At 57.7% G+C, this 16,615-nt stretch carries 14 protein-coding genes and 1 pseudogene; 11 read left to right on the plus strand and 4 right to left on the minus strand.

Annotation, left to right across the window (positions count from 1 at the left end; translation table 11 throughout):
* Window positions 1–29 precede the first annotated feature (29 nt).
* Window positions 30–980, plus strand: a complete 951-nt coding sequence (locus tag VH564_RS22645) for a TAXI family TRAP transporter solute-binding subunit (protein ID WP_423342116.1) — start codon at window positions 30–32, stop codon at window positions 978–980.
* A gap of 281 nt (window positions 981–1,261) precedes the next feature.
* Here the strand turns inward: VH564_RS22645 and VH564_RS22650 are convergent, their stop codons facing one another.
* Complete coding sequence (locus tag VH564_RS22650) at window positions 1,262–2,176, minus strand: LysR family transcriptional regulator (protein ID WP_423342117.1); 915 nt, start codon at window positions 2,174–2,176, stop codon at window positions 1,262–1,264.
* 115 nt (window positions 2,177–2,291) lie between these two features.
* Between VH564_RS22650 and VH564_RS22655 the strand changes: the two genes are divergently transcribed.
* Window positions 2,292–2,828 carry a hypothetical protein gene (locus VH564_RS22655; protein ID WP_423342118.1) on the plus strand — a complete coding sequence of 179 codons (537 nt, stop codon included), beginning with the start codon at window positions 2,292–2,294 and terminating at the stop codon, window positions 2,826–2,828.
* A 12-nt stretch (window positions 2,829–2,840) separates the two neighbouring features.
* Window positions 2,841–3,827, plus strand: a complete 987-nt coding sequence (locus VH564_RS22660) for an NAD(P)H-quinone oxidoreductase (protein WP_423342119.1) — start codon at window positions 2,841–2,843, stop codon at window positions 3,825–3,827.
* Window positions 3,828–4,069: 242 nt separating this feature from the next.
* Here the strand turns inward: VH564_RS22660 and VH564_RS22665 are convergent.
* From VH564_RS22665 to VH564_RS22675, 3 genes and pseudogenes are all read right to left on the minus strand, one after another.
* A pseudogene (locus VH564_RS22665) lies at window positions 4,070–4,354 on the minus strand (limonene-1,2-epoxide hydrolase family protein); the annotation flags it as partial.
* A gap of 293 nt (window positions 4,355–4,647) precedes the next feature.
* Window positions 4,648–5,178 carry an NUDIX hydrolase gene (locus VH564_RS22670; RefSeq protein WP_423342120.1) on the minus strand — a complete coding sequence of 177 codons (531 nt, stop codon included), beginning with the start codon at window positions 5,176–5,178 and terminating at the stop codon, window positions 4,648–4,650.
* Window positions 5,179–5,570: 392 nt separating this feature from the next.
* Window positions 5,571–6,578: a LacI family DNA-binding transcriptional regulator gene (locus tag VH564_RS22675; protein ID WP_423342176.1), complete on the minus strand. Its 1,008-nt coding sequence runs from the start codon at window positions 6,576–6,578 to the stop codon at window positions 5,571–5,573.
* A gap of 186 nt (window positions 6,579–6,764) precedes the next feature.
* Here VH564_RS22675 and VH564_RS22680 point away from each other — a divergent pair, with 186 nt between their 5' ends.
* The 8 genes from VH564_RS22680 to VH564_RS22715 all read left to right on the plus strand — a co-directional run bounded on the left by VH564_RS22680 (window position 6,765) and on the right by VH564_RS22715 (window position 16,564).
* Window positions 6,765–7,793 (plus strand): ABC transporter substrate-binding protein, encoded by a 1,029-nt coding sequence (locus VH564_RS22680; protein WP_423342121.1) that lies wholly within the window; start codon window positions 6,765–6,767, stop codon window positions 7,791–7,793.
* A 69-nt stretch (window positions 7,794–7,862) separates the two neighbouring features.
* Window positions 7,863–10,103, plus strand: coding sequence for an ABC transporter permease (locus VH564_RS22685; RefSeq protein ID WP_423342122.1), 2,241 nt, complete (start codon window positions 7,863–7,865; stop codon window positions 10,101–10,103).
* The gene (locus tag VH564_RS22690) at window positions 10,100–11,164 is read left to right on the plus strand and encodes an ABC transporter ATP-binding protein (protein ID WP_423342123.1); all 1,065 of its coding nucleotides are present in this window, start codon (window positions 10,100–10,102) and stop codon (window positions 11,162–11,164) included. Before VH564_RS22685 ends, VH564_RS22690 begins: the two co-directional genes overlap by 4 nt.
* Before the next feature lie 53 nt (window positions 11,165–11,217).
* Window positions 11,218–12,018, plus strand: coding sequence for an inositol monophosphatase family protein (locus tag VH564_RS22695; RefSeq protein WP_423342124.1), 801 nt, complete (start codon window positions 11,218–11,220; stop codon window positions 12,016–12,018).
* Between the two features lie 397 nt (window positions 12,019–12,415).
* Window positions 12,416–13,708, plus strand: coding sequence for a sn-glycerol-3-phosphate ABC transporter substrate-binding protein UgpB (gene ugpB / locus VH564_RS22700; protein WP_423342177.1), 1,293 nt, complete (start codon window positions 12,416–12,418; stop codon window positions 13,706–13,708).
* Window positions 13,709–13,769: 61 nt separating this feature from the next.
* Window positions 13,770–14,651 carry a sn-glycerol-3-phosphate ABC transporter permease UgpA gene (gene ugpA / locus VH564_RS22705; RefSeq protein ID WP_423342125.1) on the plus strand — a complete coding sequence of 294 codons (882 nt, stop codon included), beginning with the start codon at window positions 13,770–13,772 and terminating at the stop codon, window positions 14,649–14,651.
* 9 nt (window positions 14,652–14,660) lie between these two features.
* A complete protein-coding gene (gene ugpE / locus VH564_RS22710; protein WP_423342126.1) occupies window positions 14,661–15,509 on the plus strand; it encodes a sn-glycerol-3-phosphate ABC transporter permease UgpE in 849 nt (282 codons plus the stop codon).
* Entirely contained in the window at window positions 15,509–16,564 is a 1,056-nt protein-coding gene (locus VH564_RS22715; protein ID WP_423342127.1) for a sn-glycerol-3-phosphate import ATP-binding protein UgpC, read from the plus strand. Before ugpE ends, VH564_RS22715 begins: the two co-directional genes overlap by 1 nt.
* Window positions 16,565–16,615 lie beyond the last annotated feature (51 nt).

Consider the following 16,615-nt stretch of genomic DNA (forward strand, 5'->3'; position numbering starts at 1 on the left):
AATGCCAACCTGACAGGTGGACACAGGCAATGACAACTACACCCTCGGCTCATCTAGATCGCGCCCGCTCAGCAAGCCCCAGAGCCGCAACGGAAAACTTTAAGCAGCCACTGATACTCGGCACCTCCCCGCCCGGCGGAGGCTTTATACCCTACGGCGACGCGGTTGCGACGACCATACACGAGTTTTCTCCAAGCCTAACCGTGATACCAAAATTTACGCGGGGTAGCTTGGAAAACATACCGCTTCTCGAAGATGGCTCCATCCAGCTTGGTCTGGTCGGCGGCGAGGCAGCATTTGAAGCACTGACTGGCATCGGTCGTACGCCCGCGAGCCTTCGAGTGATTTCTGCAATGTACTCATCGGCCGGAATGTTCGTGGTCCCTGGACGCTCGCGAGCGAACACTGTGTCGGACTTGATCGGCAAGCCGGTTATCTTCGGTGCGCCGGGATCGAGCCTTGGGGTTCAGGCTCGCTATATCTTGGACGGTATGGGCCTCGACCTCAACCGGGATTTCGAAGCAATCTTCATCGCTCGAGACGATGAAGCGAGAGCTATGTTGGACAACGATCAAGCAGCAGCATTGTGGGGCGGCGGGTTGGGTTGGCCCGCGTTTACCGACCTTGCCCAATCCCCCGGAGGTGCTCGCTTCCTTGTCCCGTCTTCTGAAGAAATAGAAGGGATTGTCCGAAAGCACACCTTCCTGAAACAAATGGAGGTCCCGGCAAATACCTACCATGGTCAGTCGGTTCCCATCATCTCAGTGGGCAGTTGGTCGGTGATACTCGCTCACGCCGACATGGATGAAGACTTGGCTTACCTGCTGGCTAACGCTTTACACGAAGGGGAACGCAGGATGGCGGAACTGGTGCCCTCGGGCTGTGAGACCACTTCACTGAACTCATTACTTGCGATCCCGTCGCCTGAATACCTCCACGCAGGCGTCGTTCGCTTCTTGAGTGATATCGAACTGATGTGAAGCCTAAAAAGCAAGGCATACAGCAGGTGCAGGCTGTGGTGGGCAGCCGTCGGCGGAAGAGAAGGGGCCGGTAAGATCAAAGACGCTGAGAAAGTGTCGTCATGACCGCACCTTCCGACGTCGGAGCAAACAAGCGTTTGGTTTGGTGTCATCAGTGCTTACACGCGGTGGGTAATCTGGCTGAACGGTCCGCCTTGAAACAAAGCAAACTCAGTATCCGCGATGATCGGCCGCTGCCTTGATCCGAACCACGAAAGGGCGAGCATTTCCGTCTACGCCGCTCAACTCCAGCGCGGCGGAGCCCCAATATAAATTTTAAGTGCTTCCGTAAAGGCCCTGATCTTGGCCGATGGCGCTTGCAGCGCACGGAGAAGGAAAATTCCGGATGGTCTCTGGTTCCACCCCTCGTCCGGCAGCACAACTCGGACAAGTTCAGCCGCCTGGACGGAAGGCCCAGAGACCCAGCTCGGCAGGAACGCTATCCCCATGCCGGCGATCGCAGCTCCATTCAACGCTTCGAAATCGTCGGACCGGAATACAACACGCTCGCTCGACCCCCCTATCGGGGAACCCAGAATAGCTGACCAACCAAGGAGATCGTTGCCATGTAGCTTATCAAGGACGCGATGGTGGCGAAGGGCGTCAGCGCTTTCCGGGACGCCATATTGCTCAAGATATGCTTGGCTCGCCACGACGATGCGATCGAGAGGTGCCAATTTCGTTGCGATTAGCGAGCTGTCCTGCAGGTCTCCCATTCTTACCACCAAATCAAGGCGCTCTGCGACTGGGTCGGCCAGACGCTCAGTTAGATCCAGCTCGACGTTCAAGTTCGGATACTGTTGTGCAAGCAATGCCACCACAGGGATGACGTACCGCTTTCCGAAAGTCGGGTAGCAGGCGATACGCAACGTACCGCCGATCACATTGTCAAAGGCAGCGACCTCGGCATGCGTGTCAGCCAGATCGTCGAGCAAGCGCTGGGCGCGCTCAAACAGGTGACGACCGGCGTCCGTCAGTGACAGTGCCCGTGTCGATCGCACCAGAAGAGAAACACCGAGATCCTGCTCGAGCGCATCGATCTGTCGAACAACGGTCGAAGGGGTGACAGCCCGCCGCCGAGATGCCGCTGAAAAGCTTCCGGTGCGGACGACGTCGACGTAAACTGCGAGATGTTCGGCGAAGCGTGGGTCTCTCATCTTTGCCTACGACGCAAAACCGTTTCGACCATTGAGATCGTTATCATTTGCAGGCATTCGGAGCACTTTCCTTCTCGTCAACAGGCGTTCGCCAACAAACAGAAGGAACACTACAATGGTCAAGGTCCTCGATACAATTCTTTCTCAATCTGCCTATTCTGCGGAGATCGACGTTCCACTCGAAAGGATCGACATTGCCGACTGGCTCTTCAATCTGCCCGAAGCTGAATACCTTCGTTGCTGCCCACCGGATCACGTCGCTGCCGGTGTCACATGGACCGATGACGGTCGTCGCATGTCTATCAATGTCGAGCAGATTGGCTCAGGCCTCGTCGTGCAGCACTACGTGGCCGAGATTGCCGAGCCCGCCTACTGCCGCATGAACTCTATCTCAGATGTGTTTACGGCCAATGGCCGCACCCAGGTCAATGTCGTCTGGGAATTAACCGCCGAGAAGATTGATGGTGGCCGCACTCGTTACACCAACAAGGTGACCGCACATCCGACGGATGCCTTCATGGCCTTCCTCGAAGACCATAGTGTCAAGTTTGAGGATGCAGCGGGAGCCCGTCAAGCCGCAGGCGGCGACCACAACAGGCGGGAGACACCGCTATTTGCTGCCAGTATCGCCCGCCGGGCGCTTTCGAAATAAGGATTTGCGGTAATGAAAGCGATCATATTCGACGACTTCGGAAGCGCGGATGTTCTGCGGGTTGCCGAAGCCCCTCTACCTGAGATTCGTCCTGGCGACCTTTTGATCAAAGTGATGGCGGCTGGTGTTAACCGCGCCGACCTGCTTCAGCGCGAAGGCGTCTATGGCTCACAAACTTACGGCGATAGTCCCATTCTTGGACTTGAAGCCGCTGGCGAAATCATTGCCGTGGGGGACGCCGCGGCCGGTTTTTCAGTCGGTGAACGTGTCATGGGCATCGTGGGCGGAGGTGCTTATGCCCAATTCGCCCGGCTTGACAGCGGAATGGCTGCAGCCATTCCGACCGGTCTGTCCTTCATCGAGGCTGCCGCGGTCATGGAAAGCTTCGTTACGGGCTGGGAGGCACTTGCACATCTCGGAGAAGTCGCAAAGGGCGAAACTGTTCTTATACAAGCCGCTGCAGGGGGCATCGGAACGGCGGCCGTCCAGCTTGCGAAAGCGGCGGGAGCAACCGTGCTGGCTACTGCATCCGCAGATAATATCGAATACGTCCGCTCTCTGGGCGCCAATGCTGTTTATGATTATAAGCGGATGGACTTTGAGGCGGAGGTCGTCGATGCGACGGCATCGCGAGGTGTAGATTTAATCATCGATTTCGTGGGCGGGTCCTACCTTTCCCGAAACATCCGCAGTCTTGCGCCCGGCGGTAGGCTTGTCCAGGTCGGCCTGCTGGCAGGTGACGACAATGCCATCATTCCTCTCGACATCATTCTTCACAACCACCTGCGGCTGATTGGAACTGTCATGAAATCCAGGTCACGGCCAGAGAAGAGAGCGATGATCCGCCGGTTCAGAGAGCAAGTACTTCCGAGGCTTGGCCACGTGCTAAAGCCGGTTATTGGCGCGGTATATCCGATCGCGGCGACATCGGACGCCCATCGTCGGATGGAGGCCGGCGGATTATTTGGGAAGGTCGTCCTAACCGGCTTTCATGAATGAGGGCGCATACGGAGCTGAGGACTTCTCTGATGCGGCAGAACTCATTGCGCCGCGAAACGTCATAGAGTGCGCGAAAAAAGGGCCGGAGACAGTGTCTCGCGGCCCAGGTTTTTTATCGACGAAGGAGGGAGGAGAACCACGTCGAGATAATGAGATTGGCAGGTCATGGTTAACAAACAGTAACCCCTCAACGTGCAAGAGTGAGCCGAGCAGCAAAGCTCATCGAGCCCGGTGCAATCTGTCTATCCCTTTAGAACTGAAACCTGCCTCTCGAAATCGCCCAGATCGAAATAATCACGCCAGATAGTGATCACCCCATTCTCAACTGTAACCGTACCCATGACCGGCAACGTGATCGTCCCGCCACTTTTATGGGAAAAAACATCGATGCGCTCGTTGAGAACAACGTTTCCCGATGCTGCAATGTTCGTGACAGTCCAATCTACCTTGAAGGCCGTTCCCACTCCAAAGTCCTGATGGAACTTCTGCACATTGTCTCGGCCCGTGATTTTGGGCAGCGGCATGTTGTCGTATAGGACGTCATCTCACAGCATCGCAAGGGAGTCCTCTATGCGATTGGCCGTCCAGTGGCCGAAGAAAGTGGTAGCGATGTCGACAGGACTTTTAAACATACCCGCTGGCCGGTATGCCACCGACGACGATCCTCGGGTGTTCGACCGGAGAGGTCCGTCTGCTAGACTACGAGCAAGGTTCTGCCTTCCTTCGAGGTGGCCGCCTTGAAAGGATCGGAACCTTCGACCACTCACGCATCGAAGCGCCTGTTCAACGAAAGCAACCGGTATTGGGGCGTAACGCTTATTTATGGAACTTTCATATAGTACCTGGCCAATTTTTTCGGACGTTTGCCGAGGGCTGTTTCCGCGCCGGTCAAAAGCGATCGCAACTCGGGCTCCCTGATCTGCAGGGCCGCGTCAAGCGGCGACAGCCACATTGTGCCGCGTTGCCCGCGTTCCGGAAACTCGACAGCAACATCCGAGACCTCGAGCAGATGCACCTGCACGACCGACAGCACCTTCGCACCCGTGTCAAGCGTCTTCAGGTAGGTATAATATCCGTAGGCCTTTTTCTTCGCCTTCCCTCTGATGCCCGCCTCCTCCCAGGCCTCGCGTTCGGCGACCTGATGCGGTTGCTTGTTCGACATGGCCCATCCCTTCGGAATGACCCAACGGCCACTGCCGCGCGTCGAGATCAGGAGAACCTCGATCTCTCCAGTCCCCGGCATACGCCGATAGCAGATGGCGGCGTATTGCTCGATATTCCGACCTTGGAAGAGCGTGCCTGCTTCATCAGCAAGTTTTCGCAAAAAGGTGCGTGGCTCCTTCTTAGGCATTGGCGTCCGCCCGATGCTGTTCCTCAGATCGCGTGATGCGGCTCACAAGGAGCTCGCCCTTGCCCTTAAGGACCGGGTAACCCGCAAACGCTCGCTGGATACCAGTCTGCACCATGCGCGTCCTCCAAAGCAGGAGCGCGATATGCCTGGCAAGAGCAAGGAGACCGAAAAGAAATGCCATTCTAGTCCTCTTCCGAGAAACCCAAACAGGGAACATCCAAAGGCTTTCCCAATTGGCTTTCTATAGCCGCCTATGGTTTCTGACCCGCAGAGACAAAGCAAGCGCCGTTGTCACAAAACTGTCATATATTCAGATTTATCTCGCTTACACAGATAGTTGACCGCGCTCGATCGTTTGCCCGCCCAGTTTTTTAAGGGAGCGCCTGGACCCACTAACCCGCTCGGACTGATCCCCTCCACACTAATTCGGCATGCAGTCGCTTTGATGTCTGATCGAGGTCGCCTGATGGCTCCGCCGACAGCCATTGGACGGCCTCGTTCGCAATGGCCGCCACTGGCTGCGCAAATGTGGTCAGCTCGTAGGAAGACCAGGACGCCTGTTCGATATCGTCGAAGCCAACAATACTGAGGCTCTCAGGGACCGAGATCGAAAACTGATGACGGGCAGCATCCATGAACCCGCAGGCCAAAAGATCCGTCGCGCAAAACACGGCGTCGGGACGTTCGCTTCTGGTGAGCAATCGTTGAGCCAGCACCTTGCCGGACTCATATCCGGTGGAACCGTAGCGTTCCACGGTGACATCCGACCCCTGCGCCTTCGCTGCGGCAACGAAACCCATCTCACGCGCCATCAGACTTGGCGTGCCCGCGTCGGAATTGGCAAATGCAAGCCGTCGGCATCCCGCCCGCAAGAATGCGGTCACGACCCTTTGAGCCGCTTCGGTATCATCGAGATTGATCCGCAATGGGCCGGGCTGGTCGTCGTCGCGATTGATCAGCACAAGCCTTTGCCCGCTGCGCAGACAGAGTTGGGCTATCGACTTGTCGGGTAGACCGGACATGATGATCGAAGCATCGGCTCGATAACGGATGGCCTGTTGCAGGGCGCGATCGACGCTGCCGTCCGATCGGTCCGTATTGACGAGCATGGCCACCTTGCCTGCCGACTGGAGCTGTAACGTAAGCTCTCGCAAAAGTGCCGACCGATAGGGTGTCGCGACATCGGAGACGATGAGGCAAACAATCCCGCTTTCGTTGCGCATCAGGCCGCGGGCCAGATGATTGACATGATAGCCGAGTTCTTCGGCAGCCTGGACCACCTTTTGACGGGTCGATGCCGACACGGACGCGCCAGGTGTAAAGGCCCTCGACACGGCCGAGCGCGACACCCCTGCCCGCTTGGCGACCTCATCCGCGCTGACGAAGAGTTTTTGAGACACGCGCCCGGCTCCCTGTGCTTTGCTCAGATCCATGCGCCTTTTTGCAAACCCGTGCAAGGAGCACCTTGTCGAACTCAGTGACATTTTTATGACAAACGTATTGACAGGCTTACCATTCGCAGGCAGCATTTGCACACGCTTGCAAAAAGCGACCGGCGTGGAGGCGTCGTCTTAACGGAGGAAACTATGCGATCCATCAAATTGGCCGCGGCATTGCTTGCCGCGAGTGTGTCCCTTTGCGCCTATTCGGCCCATGCGGCAGGCGACCTCAACATGATCTGCTCGGCCGACCCCGAGGTTTGCGACGTCATGAAGAGCCTGTTCGAGAAGCAGTCAGACATCAAGGTAAACATGGTCCGCCTCTCCGCAGGCGAGACCTATGCGAAAATCCGCGCCGAAGCCCGTAATCCGAAGACTGATATCTGGTGGGCGGGGACAGGCGATCCGCATCTTCAGGCCGCCGCCGAAGGTTTGACGCAGGAATACAAATCACCACTGTTCGATCAACTTCAGGATTGGGCCAAGAAGCAGGCAGAAACCTCCAAGTTCCGTACGGTCGGCGTTTACGCCGGGGCACTTGGCTGGGGTTACAATACGGAACTCTTGAAGAAGAAAGGCCTGAAGGAACCGAAATGCTGGGCCGATCTTCTCGATCCCTCCTACAAGGGTGAAATCCAGATCGCCAATCCAAACTCGTCGGGGACATCGTACAACACCCTTGCCACGGTCGTGCAGATCATGGGCGAGGAAAAGGCCTTCGACTATCTCACCAAGCTGAACGCCAACATTTCCCAGTACACGAAATCCGGCTCGGCTCCCGTCAAGTCTGCCGCACGCGGTGAAGCGACGATTGGCATCGTATTTATGCACGATGCGGTAGCCCAAACGGTCGAAGGCTTTCCAATCAAGACGGTCGCGCCCTGCGAGGGCACGGGTTACGAAATCGGCTCGATGTCAATCGTAAAGGGCGCGAGGAACCTGGAAAATGCCAAGAAGTGGTATGACTGGGCGCTGTCGGCAGAAGCTCAATCGCACATGAAGGACGGCAAGTCCTATCAACTTCCATCCAACAAGTCTGCCGAGGTGCCGAAGGAAGCGCCGAAGTTCGAGGACATCAAGCTCATCGATTACGACTTCGCCAAATATGGCGATCCGACTGTCCGCAAGGCCTTGCTCTCCCGCTGGGACAAGGAGATCGGCGCCAAGGCTAACTGAGCCCTAGGGCCGTTGGCTGCCTAGTTATCTTTGGCAGCCTTCACAAAAATTGAGCGGAGATAAACAGACATGGCACAAGCCAATCGCAGGCAGGATGTCGCCTTCATCGTCGGCCTTGTAGCCATGATCGTGTTGCCCTGGTACCGGATCGAGGGCGGTTTCTACAGTTTCGGATGGCTCTCGAGCTATCCGAAGGATCCGGCAACAGCCCCGGCGGCTCTGGAAATCTTCGAGTTCGGGCGTTGGTGGCTGCTGGTTGCGGCTGCCCCGCTTCTGGTGGCAGGCGCTTCGCGCTTCATTCGCGCGCCTGAGCGTCAAGGGCTCGTCCTTGCCTGGGCGGGTGCAATCGGCGTCGCCTATCTGATATTGCAGGGCCTTGCGATCAACTTCTCCGGCTGGAGCTGGTCCGTCAGCGAAACTCTGTTTGGCCCCATGTCGGACGGGCAGCCCTCCATGGGCGCCGGCGCCATAGTCACAGCAATCGTCTTTGTCCTGCTGTTTTCCTTCGGCCTTGCGAAACAGGGCGTGATGAAGGGCGATGCGTTTGTCATAGGCTCGATCACGATGTTGATCTTCCTTGTGGCCATCTTTGTGTTCTATCCAGTCGGCAGCATGTTCGTCGGGGCCTTCCAGTCGATCGACGGCTCATTCGATGCGACCGGCTTCATCACCAATATTCAGGATCCTTCGGTTTGGAGCCTACGTTGCATTGTTGGCGGCGACAGTTGCGGCGTTGCATGGCGGACGCTTAGCCTCGCGATCCTGACTGCGACGGGAGCAACCTTGCTTGGGCTCTGTTTTGCCCTCGTCGCCACTCGCACCCGATTTCCGTTTAAGAAGGGTCTGCGGCTGCTGACCATCCTGCCGATCATCACGCCGCCCTTCGTCATCGGTCTGGCACTGATCCTGTTGTTCGGACGCTCAGGTGTCGTCACTGAATGGGTGGGCAGCTTGACTGGAGCGGAACCCAGCCGTTGGCTGTACGGCCTGACAGGGATTTGGATCGCCCAGGTGCTATCCTTTACCCCGATTTCGTTTCTGGTACTGATTGGAGTCGTCGAAGGTGTGAGTCCTTCGATGGAAGAGGCCTCGCAAACACTGCGCGCCAATCGCTGGCGGACATTCTGGCGGGTGTCGCTGCCACTGATGACGCCAGGGCTGGCGAATGCATTCCTGATCGCATTCATCGAAAGCATGGCGGATTTCGGCAATCCAATGGTGCTAGGCGGGAGCCACGGCGTGTTGTCGGCGGAAATCTTTTTCGCTGTGGTCGGCTCGCAGAACGATCCGTCAAGAGCAGCCGTGCTTGCGATGATCCTTCTAATGTTCACGATGACAGCCTTCATCGCGCAGCGCTTCTGGCTTTCCGGCAAGAGCTTTGCCACCGTGACCGGTAAAGGTGATTCCGGTGCGCACATTGCCCTGCCGAAAGGCCTGTCGATCGCCGTCCACGCCCTGGTTATTCCGTGGATCGCATTCACGCTCGTCGTTTACGGTATGATCCTGTTCGGTGGCTTCGTGAAGACATGGGGGCTGGATAACAGTCTGACAATCGAACACTACATAAAAGCGTTCTCCATAGGCTTCCGCAATGATGGCGGACTGGAGTGGTCCGGGGTTGCCTGGAACTCATTCTGGACGACAATGGAAATTGCCCTGATCTCCGCACCGTTGACGGCCGCTGTCGGCCTGCTGACCGCTTACATCATCGTTCGCCAGCGGTTCGTCGGCCGGAACCTGTTCGAGTTCGCGCTGATGATGAGCTTTGCTATTCCGGGCACCGTCATCGGCATCAGCTACATCATGGCATTCAACCTGCCGCCGCTGGAAATGACAGGTACTGCGTTGATCCTCGTTGCCTGCTTCGTCTTCCGCAACATGCCGGTCGGCGTCCGCGGTGGCGTTGCAGCCATGAGCCAGCTCGACAAGAGCCTCGATGAGGCATCCCTGACGCTCGGTGCCAACAGCTTCCGGACGATCCGCAAGGTCATCCTGCCCCTTCTTCGCCCGGCCATCACAGCGGCACTCGTCTATTCCTTTGTGCGCGCTATCACATCGATCAGCGCCGTGATCTTCCTCGTCAGCGCCCAGTATAACATGTCAACCGCTTTCATTGTCGGCCTGGTGGAGAATGGCGAATACGGCGTTGCCATTGCCTATTCCTCAGCGCTGATCGTCGTGATGATCGCCGTCATCACGGGCTTCCAGTTCATCGTCGGTGAACGCCGTCTGCGGCGCGAGAACCGCGTTGCGATCGCCGCACCCGTCGCAATTGCATCCACTCCGATCGGTCAGGAGAACCCAGCATGAGCATGATCAAACCCGGTTCCGTTGTTTTCCAGAATGTCAGGAAGACCTTTGGCGCCTTCACCGCCATTCCGGACTTGTCGCTGACCATTGCGCCTGGGATGCTGGTAACACTCCTCGGCCCCTCTGGCTGCGGCAAGACGACAACATTGCGGATGCTCGCGGGTCTGGAGCATCCGTCCTCGGGCCGTATCCTGATTGCCGGCAAGGATGTGACGATGCTGCCCGCCAACGAGCGCGATGTCTCCATGGTTTTCCAGAGCTATGCCCTGTTTCCCCATATGACTTCGCTAGAAAATGTCGCCTATGGTCTGGAGTCTTCTGGGTTGAAGAAGAAGGAAGCGCGTGAACGGGCCGAAGAGGGGCTGAAGTTGGTCGGGCTTGGCGGCATGGGCAAGCGATTGCCAGCGGAACTCTCCGGCGGCCAGCAGCAGCGTGTCGCTGTCGCCCGCGCTCTCGTTCTGGAGCCACAGGTTCTGCTCCTCGACGAGCCTCTCTCCAATCTCGATGCGCGACTGCGCAGACGGGTGCGGACGGAAATTCGAGAGTTGCAGCAACGTCTGGGCTTTACGGCCGTCTATGTTACCCACGACCAGGATGAGGCGCTGGCCGTGTCGGACCAGATTATCGTCATGAAGGATGGCGAGATCGCCCAGCAGGGCGCACCGCGCGATCTCTACGAAACACCTGCCTCGGCCTTCATTGCCGATTTCATGGGGGAGGCGAATGTCGTTCCCTGTGATGTGATCGCAATCGAGCCTGGGCATGCCGTGATCAACGTCGAGGGTCTGCTCCACCGGATGCCGACCTTGAAGGCAGCCAAGGGCCCAGCCCAGCTCGCCGTCAGGCCGAACGCCATAACACTTTCGCCGGGCGCCTCGCCTAGCGGCTTCAACGGCCACATCATCCACGCAGCATATCTGGGTGATCACGTTGAATATGAAGTCAAGACGCGGTCGTCGACGCTGTTCGTCGTCGACAATGCGGTCGAAAGGCCTTTTCCGACTTCGACCGAGGTGACGATCGGCTTTAGAGAGCGGGGCATCGCCATCATCAGCGCATGAAGCGTGCCTCGCCATTTCAATTTCATGCTGTATCCAGACAAGGAAAAATCGCAATGACCTCCCAAACCGTCTCCGGCCTTGAAGGGCGCTTCGCTCTAGCCCAGACCGTTGCCAGTGAAGCAGGCAAGCTCGCGTTCGACTATTTCAACCGCCGCGAGACACTTGTAATCGAAACGAAGCGCGATCCTCAGGACGTCGTGTCGATCGCCGATCGGGAGGTCGAGGAGCTGATCCGCGCCCGTTTCGGCGAGGCATACGACACGGATGGCGTGTTGGGAGAGGAATACGGCCTGCAGGCTGGAACCTCCGGTTATACCTGGGTCGTCGATCCTATTGATGGGACCAGCCCTTTCGTCAACGGCATGCCAAGCTGGTGCGTTTCCATCGCCCTTCTTCATGACGGCATCCCGGTAGTCGGCGTAATTTACGCTCCCTGCTTCGACGAACTGTATGCGGGCTGCCTCGGGAGGGGTGCGACACTGAATGGCAAGTCGCTGTCGCTCGACGCAAGCCGCACCATACAGAATGCCGTGACAGGTTTTGGTGCCAACAGCCACGTAACGCCCGCCTCCGTGGGCAAGATCGTCGAAGGCATCCTCGAAGCGGGGGGCAATTTCATCCGCAACGGCTCCGGCGCGCTCATGCTTGCCTACGTCGCGGCGGGTCGCCTTGTCGGTTACTATGAGCCGTATATGCACGCCTGGGATTGCCTGGCGGGCTATTGCCTCGTGAAGGAAGCCGGCGGCTGGTACCACCCCTTCCCGACCGAAGGCGAGCGTCTGACCAGGGGCTCCCAGGTCCTCGCCGCAGCACCGGGCGCGATTGACGATCTCAAAAAGATTGCTGGCCTGTAGATCACGTCCAGGCTGATTGGAGCACGATGTTCAGGAGATACCGATGATGTTGCAATCTCGACCACCTCGAGACACGAACGAACTGCTCGTCTGCCTGACGAAGACAGGGCTTTTCCTCGTTTCGCGACATGTTCCGCAATGACCTGAGACGCATCGCGAAATACCGGCATGTTGGCGCAGGTGCCCGGGATGGGCTAGGAACGATAGCTGGCTTATAAATATCTCCCTCCATCTGGACGGAGGACCATGCTGCTCTAAGTCCCGTGAACGCGTTTGCATCCAGGGCGGACTGACTAGGATTTTGGAGAGCGTACGGCAGTTGCAATGGTGATCTGGGAGGGTCGCCATTGCATTTGATTAAAGATGACAGGGAGGAAACATGACCAACCGTTTCATTATGACATGCTCCATCGCGGCAATGGCGTCGATGGCAGGCGCCACGCACACCTTTGCAGCAACAGAACTTCAATGGTGGCATGCGATGTCGGGCGCCAACAACGAAGTGGTCGACAAGCTCGCCAAGGAATTCAACGAGAGCCAGGAGGATTTCAAGGTCGTCCCTGTCTTCAAGGGGACCTATCCCGAAGCATTGAACGCCGGTATCGCGGCGTTCCGCGCCAAGCAATCGCCAGCAATCCTGCAGGTCTTCGATGCGGGTAGCGGCGTCATGATGGGAGCCGAAGGAGCGATTATGCCGGCGGTCGACGTCTTGAAGAAGGCGGGCTACGAGTTCAACAAGGCGGATTACCTTCCGGGGATCGTCTCCTATTATTCGAAGCCGGACGGCACCATGCTGTCCTTCCCATACAACTCCTCCTCGCCAATCCTCTACTACAACAAGGACATCTTCAAAAAAGCCGGCCTGGATGCGGAGAACCCGCCAAAGACATGGACGCAGGTGTTTGATGCCGCAAAAAAGATCAAGTCGAGTGGCGCCGCGAATTGCGGGCTGACATCGACTTGGCTCACCTGGATTCAGACGGAAAACTATGCCGCCTGGAACAACGTGCCCTATAGCACGAATGAAAATGGTCTTGGCGGCACCGACGTGAAGCTAGAGTTCAACTCGGCGCCGTTTGTGCAGCATTTCCAGGCAATCGCCGATTTGGCGAAGGATGGAACGTTCCGTTATGGCGGCCGCACTTCAGAGGCCAAGCAACTCTTTACATCGGGCGAATGCGGGATCCTGACGGAGTCTTCTGGCGGCCTTGGTGATATCGTCAAGGCCGGCATTGCCTATGGCATTGGCCAGCTTCCCTATGACGAGGGAGACGGCCGTCCGCAAAACACCATTCCCGGCGGTGCGAGCCTGTGGGTCTTCGCAGGCAAGACCGATCAGGAATACAAAGGCATCGGCGAGTTTTTCCACTTCCTGTCGCAGACCAAGATCCAAGCCCGCCTGCACCAGGTCTCTGGCTACCTGCCGGTGACGATGGCTGCGTATGAGGAGACGAAGAAGTCCGGCTTCTACCAGAAGAACCCCGGCATGGAGACGCCGATCCTGCAGATGATGGGCAAACCGCCGACGGCAAACTCCAAGGGTGTGCGCCTCGTCAATCTGCCACAGGTCCGCGACATCATGAACGAGGAATTCGAGGCGATGCTTGCCGGCAAGGAGGATGCCAAAACTGCCCTCGACAAGGCCGTGGAACGTGGCAATGCGGCGATCGCCGAGGCAAACGGCAACTGACAACGCGAAGTCATGGTCCGCGTACTGTCGCGGACCACCCTCCCCTTCAGAGGAGATCGTCGTGCAGAACGTCGTCTTTCCCAACAAGATCCTGCCCTACGTCTTGGTCACGCCACAGATCGTCCTGACGGTGGTGTTTTTCTTTTGGCCGGCCAGCCAAGCACTGTATCAGTCGCTGCAGCGTGAAGACCCGTTCGGCATGAAGAGCGGGTTCGTCGGGCTCGCAAACTTCCGGCAGGTCCTCGGCGATCCGAGCTACCTTCATTCGCTACAGGTGACAGTCATCTTCAGCATCGCGACGGCGGCACTCTCCATGATCGCAGCCCTTGCACTGGCGACAGCAGCCGACAAGGTGGTACGAGGCAAGACCCTCTACCGGACACTGCTGATCTGGCCTTATGCCGTGGCGCCAGCCGTCGCCGGCATGCTCTGGCTGTTCATGTTCAATCCCGCCATGGGCACGTTCGCATACCTGCTTCGTCGCAACGGGTTCGCTTGGGATCCATTGCTGAATGGCAACCAGGCAATCTCGCTTGTCGTCGTGGCGGCCGCCTGGAAACAGATCAGCTACAACTTCCTGTTCTTTGTCGCGGGCCTCCAGGCTATCCCGAAATCCTTGCTTGAGGCCGCGGCCATCGACGGCTCGCGTGGCGCGCGGCGCTTCTGGACCATCGTGTTCCCGTTGCTGGCCCCGACGACCTTCTTCCTGCTGGTCGTCAACACAGTGTACGCGTTCTTCGACACGTTCGGCATCATCGATTCCGTCACCAAGGGTGGCCCTGCCAAGGCGACCGAGACTCTGGTCTACAAGGTCTACAATGATGGCTTCGTGAACCTCAACCTTGGCTCGTCCGCTGCCCAATCAGTGATCCTGATGGCAATCGTGATCGGGTTGACAGCTTTCCAATTCCGCTTCGTCGAACGGCGGGTGCACTATGCGTGAGGCCCGACTATGATCGAAAAGCGTCCCATCGCCAATCTGGTCGGGCATCTTATGCTGATCCTCGGCATCATCATCGTCGCGTTTCCGATCTATTACACGTTCGTCGCATCGACGATGACATCTGCGGAAATCCTGAAGCCTCCGATCTCGCTGCTGCCCGGCGGTCACTTCCTGGAAAACTACGGCGACGCCCTTTCGGGCGGCGTCGAGAAAGTGGTTGGCGTCAGCCTGGAGCGGATGCTCTGGAACACCATCGTCGTCTCGGTCGTGATTGCCGCCGGCAAGATCGTCATCTCATTCCTGTCGGCCTACGCTATTGTGTTCTTTCGCTTCCCGCTTCGCATGGTGTTCTTCTGGATGATCTTCATCACGTTGATGTTGCCGGTCGAGGTGCGCATCCTGCCGACCTATAAAGTGGTTGTCGATCTCGGGATGATCGACAGCTATGCCGGCCTTACCTTGCCGTTGATGGCGTCGGCCACTGCGACCTTCCTGTTTCGCCAGTTCTTCCTGACGATCCCCGGCGAACTCCTGGAGGCCGCGCGGATCGACAATGCCGGGCCGTTCCGCTTCATGCGGGATATTCTGCTTCCGCTATCGACCACCAACATCGCGGCCCTCTTCGTCATCCTGTTCATCTATGGCTGGACGCAGTACCTCTGGCCGCTGCTGGTCACAAACGACGCCCAGATGACGACGATCATCATCGGGCTACGAAAGATGGTCGATTTCACCGACGCATCGACACCGTGGAACCTGGTCATGGTGACCGCGATTCTGGCAATCATTCCCCCCATACTCGTCGTGGTGCTGATGCAGCGCTGGTTCGTCAAAGGGCTCGTGGAGACTGAGAAATAATGGCTGCAATCACCCTCAAGAATGTCCGCAAGACCTATGGCAAGACCATCGAGGTCATCTCCGGCGTTTCGCTGGAGATCGAGGACGGCGAATTCGTTGTTCTAGTCGGCCCGTCCGGCTGCGGGAAATCTACGCTGCTCCGAATGATTGCCGGCCTGGAGAGCATATCCTCCGGCGAGATCTCTATCGGCGGCCGTATCGTCAACGAACTCGAGCCCTCCGAGCGCGACATCGCCATGGTCTTTCAGAATTACGCGCTTTATCCGCATATGACGGTGCGCCAGAACCTCGCCTATGGCTTGAAAAACCGCAACATGCCGATGGCCGAAATCGAAAGCCGCATCCAGAAGGCCGCATCATCGCTGGAGATTGAGACTTTTCTCGAAAGGAAGCCGCGGCAGTTATCCGGCGGCCAGCGTCAACGTGTTGCAATGGGCCGGGCAATCGTGAGAGAGCCGGCCGCCTTCCTTTTCGACGAGCCGCTATCAAACCTGGACGCAAAGCTGCGCGTCCAGATGCGTGTCGAGATCAAGAGGCTGCAGTTCTCGCTAAAAACGACGAGTGTCTATGTCACGCATGACCAGATGGAAGCGATGACGCTGGCAGATCGGCTGGTCGTGCTCAACGCCGGCCGGATAGAGCAGGTGGGTTCGCCAATCGAGCTTTACGAGAAGCCTGCCACGACCTTCGTTGCGACCTTCATAGGCTCCCCATCCATGAACCTCTTGAATTGCATGCCGGGAAATCCGGACTTCCGTCTGGGGGATAGGCTCGCAGCCAAGCAAGTCACAACGATTGGCATCAGGCCGGAAGATTTCTTGGTGACCGATACTGAAGGCCAAGGTGCGTTTCGTGCGAAGGTTCGCGTCCTTGCGGTCGAGCTGGTCGGGGCGGAAAGCTACGTTCATGCAGTCTTGCCAGACCGTCAGGCAATCACGTTCCGTGTGCCAGGACGCTCCGCCATCAGGATCAACGATGAAGTCGTGATCGCGGCCCCGGAGACGGCCCTTCACTTCTTCGACCAACAGGGAAAGCGTTGCCAGACGTCATCCTGACGCAACGCATTTGTGACAAGCGCGAACGACATCAGCGTTGACTTGGAGGAG

The sequence above is a fragment of the Rhizobium sp. HT1-10 genome (genome assembly GCF_049472505.1).
GTDB lineage: Bacteria > Pseudomonadota > Alphaproteobacteria > Rhizobiales > Rhizobiaceae > Rhizobium.

Bases quoted from the DNA above. Each gene is read 5' to 3' on its own strand.
- VH564_RS22645 (WP_423342116.1), top strand. From the start codon at position 30: ATGACAACTACACCCTCGGCTCATCTAGATCGCGCCCGCTCAGCAAGC.
- VH564_RS22650 (WP_423342117.1), bottom strand. From the start codon at position 2,176: ATGAGAGACCCACGCTTCGCCGAACATCTCGCAGTTTACGTCGACGTC.
- VH564_RS22655 (WP_423342118.1), top strand. From the start codon at position 2,292: ATGGTCAAGGTCCTCGATACAATTCTTTCTCAATCTGCCTATTCTGCG.
- VH564_RS22660 (WP_423342119.1), top strand. From the start codon at position 2,841: ATGAAAGCGATCATATTCGACGACTTCGGAAGCGCGGATGTTCTGCGG.
- VH564_RS22670 (WP_423342120.1), bottom strand. From the start codon at position 5,178: ATGCCTAAGAAGGAGCCACGCACCTTTTTGCGAAAACTTGCTGATGAA.
- VH564_RS22680 (WP_423342121.1), top strand. From the start codon at position 6,765: ATGCGATCCATCAAATTGGCCGCGGCATTGCTTGCCGCGAGTGTGTCC.
- VH564_RS22685 (WP_423342122.1), top strand. From the start codon at position 7,863: ATGGCACAAGCCAATCGCAGGCAGGATGTCGCCTTCATCGTCGGCCTT.
- VH564_RS22690 (WP_423342123.1), top strand. From the start codon at position 10,100: ATGAGCATGATCAAACCCGGTTCCGTTGTTTTCCAGAATGTCAGGAAG.
- VH564_RS22695 (WP_423342124.1), top strand. From the start codon at position 11,218: ATGACCTCCCAAACCGTCTCCGGCCTTGAAGGGCGCTTCGCTCTAGCC.
- ugpB (WP_423342177.1), top strand. From the start codon at position 12,416: ATGACATGCTCCATCGCGGCAATGGCGTCGATGGCAGGCGCCACGCAC.
- ugpE (WP_423342126.1), top strand. From the start codon at position 14,661: ATGATCGAAAAGCGTCCCATCGCCAATCTGGTCGGGCATCTTATGCTG.
- VH564_RS22715 (WP_423342127.1), top strand. From the start codon at position 15,509: ATGGCTGCAATCACCCTCAAGAATGTCCGCAAGACCTATGGCAAGACC.